A 14,115-nucleotide genomic window follows, 5' to 3' on the forward strand; every position below is an offset into this window, starting at 1 on the left:
GAAGCGGGTATACATGAAGCAACTAATCATTCGGGAGGAATCCGCCATGAAGAAAATTTGCCTTCCGCTGCTTCTCGCATTCGGCTTATTTGCTGCACTTCCCCTGTCCTTTCATTCGGCAACTGCCGCAAGCCACGGACCGGCAACCGAAAAACAGCTGCCCAAAAACCTCGAGAACCTGATGGACATCGCCCCGGAACATCAATTCACGCTGCGTGAAGGCAGCAAACGCATTGAAGTCGAGCTGCTTCAATGGACGTTGAACGACTACGGATTGAAAACGGAAGTCGACGGCATCTTCGGGCCTCAGACCGACCGGAACGTCCGGCACTACCAGCAAGATAAAGGCCACGTCGTCGATGGCATCGTTGGCATGTATACGTGGGTCGCCATTTACGCCGAACACCAACCACCCCCAGACGGCACCGAACTTCCCACAAGACTGAAGAATTTAATGGCGATCGCACCGGAGCATCAATTCACGCTGCGTGAAGGCAGCCACCGCATTGAAGTAGAACTGCTGCAATGGACATTGAACGACTACGGGTTGAAGACGGAAGTCGATGGCATCTTCGGGCCCGAAACTAATCGGAATGTCCGGCAATACCAGGCGGATAAAGGATTGACCGTCGACGGCATAGTCGGCGTGAATACGTGGACGGCGCTTTACGGGGAACAGTAATTTTCTAAAAAAACACAAAAACCAAAAGACCCGCCCCTCCCTAAACGGATTGGCGGGTCTTTTGGTTGGTTGCAGAACCTGCTTTTTTTGAATGCAGTTCAGCACAAATCATATTCAAATAGCTACACCTCTGCTTTAGCCATTTATCTATTCATCAAAACTCCTCATGCGTCGCCGGATCCATATCAAACAACCTTCCATCCGGGCGGGACAACTCCGAAATCGCCGTCATTTCGCTGTCGCTTAATTCAAAATCGAAAATGGCCAGGTTTTCGCGCTGGCGCTCGGGCGAGGTGGAGCGTGGAATCGATACCGAGCCGATTTGATATTGCCAGCGCAGCACGACTTGCGCGATGGTTTTGTGATGGGCCTCGGCAATCTGGCGGATGGTATCGTTCGTTAGGATGTCCTTCGCCCTCGCGATCGGGCTCCACGACTGCGTTTGGATATGGAGATCCGTATGCACTTTGCGCTGGTGTGCCTGGTTGAAAAACGGATGCAATTCCACTTGGTTTACGCTCGGCGTGACGCCGGTTTCTTTGATGATGCGCTCCAAGTGCTCAGGCAGGAAATTGCTGACGCCAATCGAGCGGACGAGCCCCCATTTCTGTGCATCGATCAAGGCTTGCCACGCTTCCACGTACGTGTCTTGATTCGGCAACGGCCAGTGGATCAAATACAGGTCGAAATAATCTAGTTGGGCGCGGTACAGCGATTCCTGGATCGCCACCAAGGCTTTGTCGTATGTGTGGTAGCGCCCCGGCAACTTGGACGTCACCCACAGTTCGTCGCGGGGAATGCCGCTGCGCCGAATCCCTTCGCCGACCGCTCCTTCGTTTTCGTAATTATACGCCGTGTCAATCAAACGGTATCCCGCGTTGATGCCGCTGCTGACGGCGTTCGCTCCGGCATTGCCCCACAGTCCATATGTACCGAGCCCTGTCACCGGCAAAGTCGTGCCGTCGTTTAATGTCACTTCTGGAATTGCTTTTGCCATCTGCTTCCACTCCTCTCAAGTCTGTTTTCAGATTACTCTTGCATCTTCACGATTTCAAATTATTCGGCTCCCGAAATTCCACCCAATAACAAAAAGGGATCCGCTCCATTATCGAATGGAGCGGATCCCGAATTGTGTCTAACACAGGGGCGTTCAGATGGACCGGCGCCCCTGTATCAAGGTTCCTGCCCACGGAATTGTGCCTGACACAGGGACACTATCTATTCTTCTTCCCTTTTCCTTTCCCCTTCTCCACCACTTCCGCTTCAACGCTCACCGCATCGTAAATGGAGTTCGCGAGGAAACGGTAGCTGTGTTCGGTATGGGCACGGAACGCGAGAGAGTTGGCGAACAAGGTAAACGTCGTCTCTCCCTCTTCAGCCGTGATGGCCATCGTTTGGCCTTGTGCCTGTTCATAGCCAGGCCACCAGCCGGCGAGGTAGAAATCGCCGCTGTCCTGGAAGCTCGCGAGCACGTCTGCGCCTTCAGGGACGCCAGAAATCCACGAACCGGTCGTGACGTAGAGATTTTCTTGCTGCTCATAGCCGGCCGTCAGCGGATGTTCCGCGACATCGGCTTTCACGAGCCCTTCGTGTCTGCTTCCGGTGCTCGTATACGCAAAGCCTGGAAGCAAGCCGCTCTTGCTGACTGCGTTGAGTGCTGGTGCTCCGATTCCGACAAAGGTTTTGCCGGTGACTTGATCTGCATTAAATGAAGATCCATCGCTGACGATGACATCCGCCTCTGCAGCGTCCGTCAGTTCAAAGCCAAGCTGGCGCAACGAGAAGTTCAATTGCGCAGAACCGGTTGCCGCAACGCTCGGCTGCTCCAATACTTCGGTTTCAGCGTTTTTGCCGTTGCCGAATACTTGCGTTTCAAAATAATAATCATCGGCATACGGGCGAAGGTCGTTCGTCGCAACGACGAAATCGCCGGCTTCCGCTTTGCCTTCGCTTTCCGTCAGCACTTCTACTGTCTTGCCGTCAGCAAGCAGCGCGTTGACGACGCGGATTGCATCGTTCGTCGAGTTCTCGAGAATTTGTTTCGGCGGGTTTCCTTTTACGGTGCTTGCCGGAACAACCGCTTCTTCAAGTTCCTGAGTTTTTCCGTCAAACACATTTTCAACACGCACTTCTTCCAGATCAAAGCCTCTCAAATCGGAGAAGTTGACGACGATCGGGTCATACATCGCATCCCAATCAGAGACATTATCGCCTTCATACAACATAGCGTTCGCCAAGCCGCGTTTCGCCTGGTCCATCGGCACGATGAATGTGCCTTTCGGATAGGTCACACCGTCCACCTCGACAGGTTTCACGGTCTTCTCGACTTCCACGCCGTTGCGGATTAAATACTCCGCCATCTCATACGCTTCCAACGCATTCTTCTGGTTCTTGTCATCTGTCGGAATCACGTAATACTCCGGGAAGAAGTTGTCATTGTCCCCGCGATCGCGGCCGATCACTTCACCTGCCGCATTGACGTAATATTCATCGACGGCACGGTTATCTTCCCCGTCCACGCCGCGTTTGAAAATCTCCAATTGCTCTTTGTACAATTGGTCTTTATTGTCGTGCACATAATTCGCCGCACCAAGGCCACTTCCGACAAGTGCGTTATAGCCGTCCTGGCTCAATGTCGGCACTTCGATCGTATGGCCGAGCGCCCCGTGGAGCATCGCATAAATCGCCGTATAGGCCGGCGTCATATCATCCCAACCGGAACCATAGCCGTCTTTGGCAATGAAATAAGACGTCAGCTCGGAATTCGCGATGCCCGCCTGGCCCATCGCATTCGCTTGATCCATCATATTGTTGATCAATAAATCGTATTCAAAGTTCGGGTTATGCGGCGGTGTTGCCGGTTCGATCAAGAACCCGTCCACATAGCCGTGGAAATCCACAAATGAGAGCGGCGTCCATTTCGACAGCACTTCATTCACTTGCTGCGTTTCCACTTGCGTTTGGTACGCATTGTCGCGGTTCAAGTCAAAGCCCTCGGCATTTGCGCGCGTATTGGCCACTCTGCCGTCCGGGTTGCTCGTGAACATATAGAGGAAAATCGCATCGTCCAGCACTTCGTCCACGTTCAAGTTCTCTTCGAATTCCGTGTCGCCGTCTGTATTCATGAATTTCACTTCGTCTTCCAACGCGAATTTCTCCAACAACTCGACTTGCACATCCACGCCTTCCACTTCGTCCGGATGGATATTATTGAACCAGATCGGCACTTGGTAATCGCCCATCGTATCGTTCTCAAGTTTTTCAATCAAGCTTTCCGGATCTTCAAGCGCTGTCGGCAAGGTTTCATTCAAATACTGATCGACCGCTGCCTCGTCACGGGCCAAAATGACGAAATGAATATCGCGCCCTTCCACCGTTTTGCCGACGGTCTGGTACTCAAGGTAGCGATCGTTGTCCGCATCTTGTTCAGCGGCTTCAAAAATCTCATCGATTGCCGGTTTTAATTCATCGTAAAACTTGAACTCATCGTAGACATTCAACTCGACAGTCGCCGCCGCTTTGTCGCCGCTTGCCGCATCAACTAGCGCCAGTTCATAGTCGCCGATGAATTGCTGGTATTGCGTGCGGATCGTCCGGTTGGACAAATCGTCCGTCCCGTACAACAGACCGAATTCCAGCACCGCGGTGATTTGGTTCGTGCCTTCCACAAAAGAAGGCTCTTCCACGACGGTGATGAACGGGTCGCCGTTGTAGCTTTGGCCTTCTGTCCATTGCTGCCATTCAGACAACGGCTTTCCGCCAAACTGGAATTCGACATCTTCCAAATCGACCCCTTCGCCTAAATCAGCCGACACTTCGACAGTGCGCACTTCGGTCAGTGAAAAGACCGAACGGCTCACTTCAAGCGCAGTCGCTTGTTCAGTCGCACTGGCCCCCGTTTCATTTGCGGCCATTGTCGGCACAAATGCTGACAACACCAGCATTACCGAGAGCCATCCTGCAAAAACTTTTTTCATCCATCCAACATCCCTTCACCTTGAAATTTTTATTACTAGATCCTAATATAACAGAATATTTCGTAATCCGAAGTAGGTAAATGGATTAATTCTTAAAAATAGGACTTTATTCCAGTTTATGAAACATCTATTTTAAAGTTGGTATCTAGGTAACAAATAATTGTGTGATACACAGGGACGCCGCAACATACAAACTCTTCCACAACAAGATTTTCATCCAGAGAATTGTGTCGTGCACAGGGACACGAACCAAAACTTTATGCAAAATTAGGAATTCCTGTACAATTAAAGAAAGTACATCTAATTAGCGAGGAGCATACATATGGAAATAAGTACATTTAAACTGATTGAAACGACCATCGAAGACATCCAACAAGCGTTCCGCGACCAAAAACTGACCTCTGTCGAATTGGTCCAAGCCTATCTCGAGCGGATCGAGAAGTTCGACCAAAACGGACCGAAAATCAATTCCGTCCGGGCCGTTAATCCAGACGCACTGAAAATCGCAGCCGAGCTGGATGAAAATCGGGGACAGGACGGCCAAGGACCGCTTTACGGCATTCCCGTGTTGCTGAAAGACAATATCGAAACGACAGACCCGATGCCGACCACTGGAACACAATTTCGCTAAAGATGATGCTTTCGTGGCGAAGCAACTGCGAAACGCCGGCGCCATCATTCTCGGCAAAGTGAATTTGAGCGAATGGGCGTATTTCATGTCGCAAGATGGTCCGAGCGGCTATAGCTCACTCGCTGGCCAGGTGAAAAATCCGTACGGAATTGATGTTTTCAAACCGGAAGACGTCGGCGGTTCGAGTTCGGGAACGGGTGCTGCGATCGCGTCGAACTTCGCGGTAGTCGGCGTCGGCACGGAAACCTCGGGGTCGATCCTCAGCCCATCGAGTGCTAATTCCATCATCGGTATCAAACCGACCGTCGGGCTCATCAGCCGCTCGCGCATCATCCCGATTGCTGAAAGCCAGGATACCGCCGGACCGATGGCACGCACCGTGGCGGATGCAGCGATTCTCTTAGGCGCGATGACCGGCGTCGATGAACAAGATCCGGCGACACTGGGGAGCGCAGCATGCGCACTCACCGATTACACGCCGCACCTGAAAAAAGACGGCTTAAAAGGCGCACGCATCGGCGTCGACTTGTCGTTTTTGAACAACGAAGCACCGGAAGAACGCGCCATTATGGACGCGGCGATCGAGCAAATCAAAGCACTCGGCGCCACGGTCGTCGAACTGACGATTCCCCAGCAGGAGTTTGAATCGGACGTCTTATGGTATGAATTCAAGCGCGGCGTCAACGATTACCTCGCCACGCCCCCAGACGACGTGCCGGTCAAATCACTTGCCGACGTCATCGCCTTCAACAAGCAAGACCCCGAGCGCCGCATGAAATTCGGCCAGGCGGAACTGGAGAAAGCGCAGAGCTTGAGCGACGATCCAAACGACGCGACTTACCTGGAGCACCGCGAAATCGACTGGCGCACTTCCACGAAAGAAGGCGTCGACCTCGTCATGAAAGAACACCAACTCGACGCACTGTTATTCCAAAACAACCGCGGCGCAGCGATGCCGGCCAAAGCGGGCTATCCGTCCATCACGGTGCCGGCCGGCTACACAGAAGACGGCCACCCAATTGGCGTGACCTTCAGCGCGCAGGCATTCAGCGAAGCGCGTTTGATCGAACTGGCTTATTCCTATGAGCAAGCGACAAAGAAACGTATTGTGCCGGATTTGGAAGCGCACTGAATCTAATGAACACAAAAAAACACCCTCTACTGAGCGCTCGGCGTGTTGCCGGCGTTTCAGTGGAGGGTGTTTTTATGATGAATTGTGTCTTGCACAGGGGCGTCGCGTTACACAAAACCCTCTACAGCAAGGTTCTTGTCCGCAGAATTGTGTGGTGCACAGGGACATTCACTTTCTTCGCGGCACATACGCATACGCCTGATCGTCTTCCGTCACTTCCACCAACACTTCCGAAGGAATCTCCTGCTCTGCCTTCTGTTGCTGGTTGATCTTCACAGGCGCCAGTTCTTTCAGGCTCTCCAAATTGCGGTACTTCAAGGCTTTCAGCCCGAAGTTAATTTTCACTTTATAGTTTTCTTCAATGCTTTTCACTTTTTCTTCAATGCCCTGAATCAACGCATGATTCTCCGCCACGATCTCCGCCAAAGTCTGCGATTTCACGTCGGCTTCCTCGTAGTTCCGGATGGTCCGCAGGTACGGTTCGTAGCATTCCTGGATGAACTGCACATTGAGCAGCACGAGTTCTTGTTTGGCGTTGAAGCGCCCGATGAGTTGCTCGTACTCTTTTTTCACAGGGGCCTCCCCCCATTTCCGCAGCGTCTCGTGCTCTTTTAATCCTTCGACGCTCGCAGTTATCGCTTTCAAGTCTTTCGTCAGCACTTTCAAATCCTGCAGCGTCGCCGTGTAAAAGCCTTCGATTTCCGCATCTTCCACGCCGCCAAGCGTGATGCCGTTTCGCCGGAAGCGTTCGATGACTTCCTTGAAATAGCCGAAGCGCGCATCGATCTTCCCGGCGAAATCGTGTTCCCGGTGTTGGATCAGCGTCTCGAGTTTCTTCTCCATGCTCTTCAAGGAACTTTGGATTTCCACGAGTTGCTGCTGGCCGACCACCGTCGTCAACAGGCTCATGCTCGCATGGGCCACAAGCCCGGGATTCACCCGCTTCACCAACACCGCCTGCTCGTAAATCCCTTTTACGCCCTTCTTTTTCACCGCCGGCATATAGCCCTTGCCGTTGACCCGCTCAATGAGCGTCATGCTTTTATCTTTCAAGCCCTTGACCACCTCTGGGCTAAACTCGATGCGGAACGTCCGGCTTTGATGGAACACCATCGCTCCGTCTTTCAAGGTCTCAGCGATCACCGGAATCATATTCGCCGGGATCTCGATCCGCTTGTAGCCGCTCTTGACGAGTTCCGCATCCTCCACTTCCGACACGACCGGGTTCAAATGGCTATCGTCGTCTTCCGGCTCAGGTTCTTCAATTTCAACCGCTTCTTCCACGCTTTCGCTAGGTGTTTCTTCTATTTGAACAGATGCGTCTTGATTCTTTTTGAAATAAACAAAGACGCCCACTACTATCACTGCGATTGCCGCAATCAAGAGATAAATATATTCCATCAGCTACGCCTCATTTCTTTGGTATTTCATAGTTTACTAAAGAAATTAACGTGAAGGATAGAAAGACGCTTTCAAATCTCTTCACTACGAATAAATCCGCATGAAATCCAGCACCCATTTCTATCTAATCTGCGGACTGAGCCTACGGAAATGCTTAAAATGAAACTCAAAAAGCCGATGGATTTACCACTCCAACAACTGCTATTTCAGCGTTAAAAAATAGTGCTTTTTTGATGATTTAATAGAAATTAAGGTGTACAATACAGCTATATTTTAGTAGTGCAACGATCCCTGATCGAAGCGAGCTGACGAATCCCACATACGCTGACTATCTTTGCCGCACCCATGAAGCAGCGGAAAGTACATAACCGTTCAAAGCCTGTTCCTTTTTACCATACTCGATTTAAAAGGAGGGTACGCATATGAAACTTCAATGGCTCGTCTTGCTCGCGTTTGTGTTCGCCGTCTTGATTACCATTTTCGCTGTGGTCAATGTGGATACCGTGCCTGTTAATTTTGTCTTTGGCACAGCGGATTGGCCGCTTATCCTCGTCATCCTGGCTTCTGCGTTGATGGGCTTCCTGTTAAGCGGGTCAGTGGCGCTTGCCAAGATCTATTCGTTGCAGAAAGACATGAAAGCCATGCAAAAAGGCAAGCCCGTCAAACAGAAGAAAAACGTCTCTGCTTCGTGAATTTCCAGTGCTGGCCAAGAGAGACCGATGTGGAACAGGCCGCTCAATCTAGCAACAGCCCCTTTATCAAAGGGGCTCTTTTTGATGGAAACACAAACGCCGTGTCCGATAAGCTCTAGGCTTGCCGGATACGGCGTTTTCATCGTGCACTACTCGTTAGGCGATTCATTGATGAACCGCCGTGATCTCTTCCATCAACCCCACCCAGTCGTCCCGCGTGAAGTCATACAACTCCAGCTCCGTCTTTCTCAGAACCACATGGACGCTGTCGAATTTCTCGTCCGACCGGAACCGCCACCAGCTTTTCGCCGTCGACGTTTTCGTGCCGGGTTCAAAGTACGTCAAGGTGATTTCCGGGTCGACGATGTCTTCCACCCGGTCGATGTCCAATAGATTATGCGGGAAATCAATATAAAGGCCGAGCGCCGATTTGTGGGGCGTGATGGACCCGATTTTATACGCCGAGTGCGCGTCCTTTTTTTCAATCGTGCCGCTCCACGGAACCGGGTTATCGCTCAAGATCAATATCCGCCCGTCCTCGCTTGTCTCAACCCGGCAATTCGGCAGGCTGTTAAAGACGCCTGTCATCTCGCTCATTTTTTGTTCTACCATTCTGTTCATTTCGCTATCCATCCTTTCAACTCATCCATCATTTATGAATGCTGCCCTTTTTCCTAACCAAGGCCACATCGTTCATTTCTGATCCACTACCTATCATTCTATCACGCACTCTTCTTTCCCCCGTGTTTAAGTTTAATTTCCCTGAAAGGGCTCAATCCTCCAGCCCATTTCTATCAATAAAATAGAATGAATTTGTTCCTTTATTTCTAACATCAACCCGCTCAACAGGGATGGGTTTTCAAATCGTTTAAAGGGTATGGTCATAGAAAGGAGTAAGCAATTTTTCTTAAGGTAAACAGAAAGGACGTGATCACCAGATGACTTACGTTTTACTATTGGTCGGATTCGCGCTGTTGATCAAAGGCGCCGATTTTTTCGTAGAAGGAGCGTCAAAAATAGCGCAAAGTCTGAGGGTTTCGCCGTTGTTGATCGGCTTGACCGTTGTCGCGTTCGGCACCAGCGCCCCGGAAGCTTCCGTCAGCTTTATTGCCGCTTTTGAAGGAAGCAGCGAGGTCGCGATCGGGAACGTCGTCGGGAGCAACATCTTCAACATCACGCTCATCTTAGGTGCCACCGCGCTCGTTTTTCCGTTGCTCGTCCAAAGCGACACCATCCGAAAAGAAATCCCGTTCGCCTTGCTCAGCGCCGTGGCGCTGCTCGTGTTGATCAGCGACCGGCAGCTCCAGTCTTTGGACACTAACCTTATCACCCGAACGGAAGGCATCGTCCTGTTGCTGTTCTTTGCCATCTTTCTCTACTATATCTTCGAAGTGGCTCGGAAAGACCGCCGGAATAATGAAGACACTCACGCTGACGCCGCGAAAAAACACTGGGCCAAAAATTCGCTATTAACGATTGGCGGGCTTGCCGGCATCATCTTCGGCGGCAGCCTCGTCGTCAACAACAGCATCCAGATCGCCCTCTCCCTCGGGATGAGCGAAACCTTGGTCGGCTTGACGATCGTCGCGGTGGGAACGTCCCTTCCCGAGCTGGTCACGTCGGTCACCGCCGCGCTGAAAAAGCAAGTCGACATCGCTTTAGGAAACATCATCGGCAGCAATATCTTCAACATCTTCTTCGTGTTGGGCACTTCAGCCACGATCCATCCACTGATCGTCGACTCGAAGATCTTTACGGACATCTTTCTGATGATCGCCGTGACCATTTTGTTGATGGTGCTCTCCAGAACGAAGTACACAGTTTCGAGAATCGAAGGCGGGCTCCTGGCCGCCATCTACATCGCCTATTTAGTCTTTATCATTGTAAGGAATTAACCGGGACACACCAAAAGGAGCAGCGCCTAATTTTGGCGCTTTTTCTTCCAGGATGTCGAGAAAGTTAAAAGCCGTATTTTCCGAAGCTTATCGCTCGCTTTCCGCGGGCGGGAATCGAGCCTCCTCAGCCGCTATCTCGGCTTGCGGGGTCTCTCAAACCCGCTTCCCCGCAGGAGTCGAGCGAACGCTTCTCCAAATACTGAGATAATTCGTTGTTTTTTAATTGTGGAATAGCGTCACACTTTTTTCATTTATTGAATATTATAGACTTCTTCAACACTCTGAAAAGAGCAGCGCCTAGTTCTGGCACTGCTCTTTTTTGTGTGACTTCCCTCATTATAAAAGCGAAAAAACAATCTTGCAAAAGGCACATCTGCCCCTTGCAAGATCGTCTTTTTTAATTATAAGAACAATAAGCCCAGTCCAATGACCACGCCGCTCACGACCAACACGATGACGCAAAAGCCCATGATGTCTTTCGCTTTGAGCCCGGCGATGGCGAGTGCCGGCAAGGCCCAGAACGGCTGGATCATGTTCGTCCAGGCATCGCCCCAGGCCACGGCCATGGCGACTTTCGCCGGGTCGCTGCCGAGCATTTCCGCCGCTTCCAGCATGATCGGCGCTTGCACCGCCCATTGCCCGCCGCCGGACGGAACGAAAAAGTTCACGAGACCGGCGCTTAAGAACGCGAACAGCGGGAAGGTGGTTGCCGTGGAGATGTTGACGAACGCTTCTGAAATGACCGCCGCGAGTCCCGATGCCGTCATCATGCCCATGATCCCTGCGTAAAACGGGAACTGAACGATGATGGCGCCTGCGCCTTTGACCGCTTCTTGAACGGCGGTCAAATACTTGCGCGGTGTGCCGTGGAACAGGATGCCGAGGAATAGGAACATGAAATTCACCAAGTCGAGCGTTAACGCAAAACCGTTATTGGCGAAATAATAGACGATAAAGGCGATGCCCAACCCGCCGATGACCATCGACAAGATCCAGCTGTTCTCCAACCGTTCCGCTGGAGTCATGTCCGCTTTTGGCGGCAGTTCTTCCACTGGCGGGTCGACCAACACGGCGGGGTCGACTGTCACGGTGTCCTCTTTTCTTGGCATCATCAAAAGGTTCAACAAGGGCACGATGATGACCAAGGCCGCAATGATAAGCAAGTTGTAGCTGGAAAAAATCGTTTCTGCCGTCGGAATCACGCCAATCCTGTCGATGAACGGATGGCCTTCCGTGGCGATGGATAACGGGATCGACCCCGAAAACCCGGCGTGCCAAATTATAAATCCGGAATAAGCACTCGCAATGAGCAAACGGTAATCGACGTTCCCGACGCGTTTCGCCAATTCTTTGGCGAACAAGGCCCCGATGACCAAGCCGAAGCCCCAGTTGATCCAGCTTGCTGCGAGCGACACAACCGTCACCCACAGAATGGCACTGCCCGGTGACTTCGCAAAACTCGCAAGCTTCCCGAGCCCCTTTTTAAAAATCGGGCTGCTCGCCAATACAAAACCTGTCACGAGCACGAGCACCATTTGCATCGAGAACGCCAAAAGCGCCCAGAACCCTTCCCCCCAGAACGCCACCATCTGCACAGGCGACGAATCCGTTAAGCCCAAGCCTAGCCCGAATACCACGACCGTCAAAATGATGACGAACAAAAACGGATCGGGTAAATAGCGTTCCATTAACCGATTCGAAAAGCGTGTAATCCCTTTCATTTTCAAACTCCCCTTTGTTCAAATTTTCACTCCGCTCCCAATGCTACCTTATTTTCCCCTGCCCGTCTGTGAAACATAGAAAAAAAGAGCGAGCACAATCCACTGCTCACTCTTTTCAACATGCGCGTCACGGTTCCATTTTCAATAACTCGATCAAGCGAATCACGTCTTCGTCTTCCCCTGCTTCAATCGCCACCAGCTCCGTATTGTCGATCAGCTCAGCGTAGAATTCCTCGCCAGCCGGGTATTCGCCGTCCCACCGTAGCGGTACATTGTAGACATTCACCGTGCCGTCCCCGTTGCCGCTATAAGTGACGACGCCATCCACCAAGCGCGATCCCGCGAGTTGAGTCACATCTTCCGGATAAGCGCCGCTCGTTCCATCGTCCGGATTAAGTGGTGTCCCAGCAGGGATTTTTTTGACGTATAAGCCGTCGATGTCCTGGTTGGGCCCCAGCTGCAGCCACACCCGGGCGTATTCGATTTGCTCGCTTGAATAGGAAGACAAGGCGCCTTGATCTTGTTCGGCTGCCGGTTCTTCCGGCTCAGTCGCTTGAGTCCCTTCTTGCTCTTCAGTTACGGGCGTGCTGTCTTCTTTTTCTGTAGTGTTTTCTGCTGCTTGTTCATTCACCGCATTTTCTTCCGGCACGTCGTTCGCCTCGTCTCCGCAGCCAGCGAGCAACAAGATCGCACTGCCCGCAATAATGGTCTTCGTAATCGTGTTCATGGTTCTCGCTCCTTTCGCTCGTCCCTGTGCACCACACAACTTATACACAGTTTATAACGCTGCATAAAAAAATGAATCGATACGTAAAGTATAGCTCCAAAGAAGGCATCCGTGTATAGGGAATAAATTGTCGTGTATTGTCAGAATCGTTTAGAATTGTGTCGCACACAGGGACATTTTCTCACCCGATTATCAACAGCTGCATTAGGGTACATTCAAGTAGAATCGATCTGACTAGGAGCTGAGCTTGTGGAATTCCATACAATGACAGGAAAAACAGCGATTATCACAGGGGCCAATAGCGGGCTCGGGCTGGAAACCGCTAAAACCTTCGCCCGGCTAGGCGCACGGGTCATCTTGGCTGTCCGGGATACCGAAAAAGGAAAAAACGCTGAACAAGAAATCTTAGAAGAAACGCCTCAGGCAACTGTCGAGGTTATGCACCTCGACTTGTCCGATTTGGAGAGCGTACGAAACTTTGCTGAAACGTTCACCAGCCGCTTCGACTCGCTCGATTTGCTGATCAACAACGCCGGCGTCATGACGCCGCCTTATGCGAAGACAAAAGACGGCTTTGAGCTGCAGTTCGGCAGCAACCACCTCGGGCATTTTGCCTTGACGGGCTTGCTCCTGCCTTTGCTGCTCCGCACAGAGAATTCGCGTGTGGTGACACTCAGCAGCCTCGCCCACCGAAATGCATCCATTGATTTTGACAACCTGGACGGCTCCAAAGGCTATAAAGCGATGAAATTTTATGGCCAAAGCAAATTGGCGAATTTGATGTTTGCCACGGAACTTGATAAGCGGTTGAAGCAACACGGGCTATCGACGCTGAGCATCGCATGCCATCCCGGGATTTCTTCGACCAACCTGTTCAAGCTCGGCGGCCGGGAAATGCCCCGCATTTTCAAAGGGCTCATGAACCGCTACTTGCAGCCTGCCGCGATGGGCGCACTTCCGACCGTCTATGCCGCAACCGACCCTCGCATCACTGGCGGCGAATACATCGGGCCGGACGGCAAAGGCCAACGGAGAGGCTATCCCGCTTTAGAGAAACCGGACCCGGCAGTGAACGACGAGGCCACCCGCCAGAAACTGTGGGACGTGTCACAAGAGCTGACCGGCGTCACGTTTGATTTCACTTAATATGGTTTTTGAACGGAACTTATTCAAGGCACGAAAAACGGGCGTATGCGGGATCCTTCCGGGGAAATCCGCATACGTTTTTTCTGGCATTTCGTTTATTGCGCCCGCTTA

Annotated in this window: 10 protein-coding genes and 1 pseudogene; 5 read left to right on the top strand and 6 right to left on the bottom strand. The window is 51.7% G+C overall.

All coding sequences use genetic code 11. The features are described from left to right. Window positions 1-46 precede the first annotated feature (46 nt). On the top strand, window positions 47-682 hold the full coding sequence (locus AB9R92_RS08230; protein ID WP_370668979.1) for a peptidoglycan-binding domain-containing protein: 636 nt from the start codon (window positions 47-49) through the stop codon (window positions 680-682). A gap of 154 nt (window positions 683-836) precedes the next feature. On the opposite strand, the gene AB9R92_RS08235 is transcribed toward AB9R92_RS08230, so the two are convergent. Then, window positions 837-1,679, bottom strand: coding sequence for an aldo/keto reductase (locus AB9R92_RS08235; protein ID WP_370668980.1), 843 nt, complete (start codon window positions 1,677-1,679; stop codon window positions 837-839). A gap of 217 nt (window positions 1,680-1,896) precedes the next feature. Further along, entirely contained in the window at window positions 1,897-4,659 is a 2,763-nt protein-coding gene (locus AB9R92_RS08240; RefSeq protein WP_370668981.1) for a M14 family metallopeptidase, read from the bottom strand. Window positions 4,660-4,981: 322 nt separating this feature from the next. Between AB9R92_RS08240 and AB9R92_RS08245 the strand changes: the two are divergent. Further along, window positions 4,982-6,422: pseudogene (locus tag AB9R92_RS08245) on the top strand (amidase family protein). A 168-nt stretch (window positions 6,423-6,590) separates the two neighbouring features. On the opposite strand, the gene AB9R92_RS08250 reads toward AB9R92_RS08245, so the two are convergent. Beyond that, on the bottom strand, window positions 6,591-7,823 hold the full coding sequence (locus AB9R92_RS08250) for a DUF1572 domain-containing protein (protein ID WP_370668982.1): 1,233 nt from the start codon (window positions 7,821-7,823) through the stop codon (window positions 6,591-6,593). 422 nt (window positions 7,824-8,245) lie between these two features. On the opposite strand from AB9R92_RS08250, the gene AB9R92_RS08255 reads away from it, so the two are divergent. Further along, window positions 8,246-8,515: a LapA family protein gene (locus AB9R92_RS08255; protein ID WP_370668983.1), complete on the top strand. Its 270-nt coding sequence runs from the start codon at window positions 8,246-8,248 to the stop codon at window positions 8,513-8,515. Window positions 8,516-8,680: 165 nt separating this feature from the next. Here AB9R92_RS08255 and AB9R92_RS08260 read toward each other — a convergent pair whose 3' ends face one another. After that, entirely contained in the window at window positions 8,681-9,136 is a 456-nt protein-coding gene (locus AB9R92_RS08260) for a hypothetical protein (RefSeq protein ID WP_370668984.1), read from the bottom strand. A gap of 317 nt (window positions 9,137-9,453) precedes the next feature. Here AB9R92_RS08260 and AB9R92_RS08265 point away from each other — a divergent pair, with 317 nt between their 5' ends. After that, on the top strand, window positions 9,454-10,410 hold the full coding sequence (locus tag AB9R92_RS08265; RefSeq protein ID WP_370668985.1) for a calcium/sodium antiporter: 957 nt from the start codon (window positions 9,454-9,456) through the stop codon (window positions 10,408-10,410). A 401-nt stretch (window positions 10,411-10,811) separates the two neighbouring features. Here the strand turns inward: AB9R92_RS08265 and AB9R92_RS08270 are convergent, their stop codons facing one another. Together AB9R92_RS08270 and AB9R92_RS08275 are read right to left on the bottom strand one after the other, a co-directional pair. Next, a complete protein-coding gene (locus tag AB9R92_RS08270; protein WP_370668986.1) occupies window positions 10,812-12,131 on the bottom strand; it encodes a short-chain fatty acid transporter in 1,320 nt (439 codons plus the stop codon). Window positions 12,132-12,258: 127 nt separating this feature from the next. Next, window positions 12,259-12,858 carry a hypothetical protein gene (locus AB9R92_RS08275; protein ID WP_370668987.1) on the bottom strand — a complete coding sequence of 200 codons (600 nt, stop codon included), beginning with the start codon at window positions 12,856-12,858 and terminating at the stop codon, window positions 12,259-12,261. Window positions 12,859-13,122: 264 nt separating this feature from the next. Between AB9R92_RS08275 and AB9R92_RS08280 the strand changes: the two genes are divergently transcribed. Continuing rightward, complete coding sequence (locus AB9R92_RS08280) at window positions 13,123-14,004, top strand: oxidoreductase (RefSeq protein ID WP_370669101.1); 882 nt, start codon at window positions 13,123-13,125, stop codon at window positions 14,002-14,004. Window positions 14,005-14,115 lie beyond the last annotated feature (111 nt).

The sequence above is a fragment of the Planococcus sp. SSTMD024 genome, from assembly GCF_041320495.1.
GTDB lineage: Bacteria > Bacillota > Bacilli > Bacillales_A > Planococcaceae > Planococcus.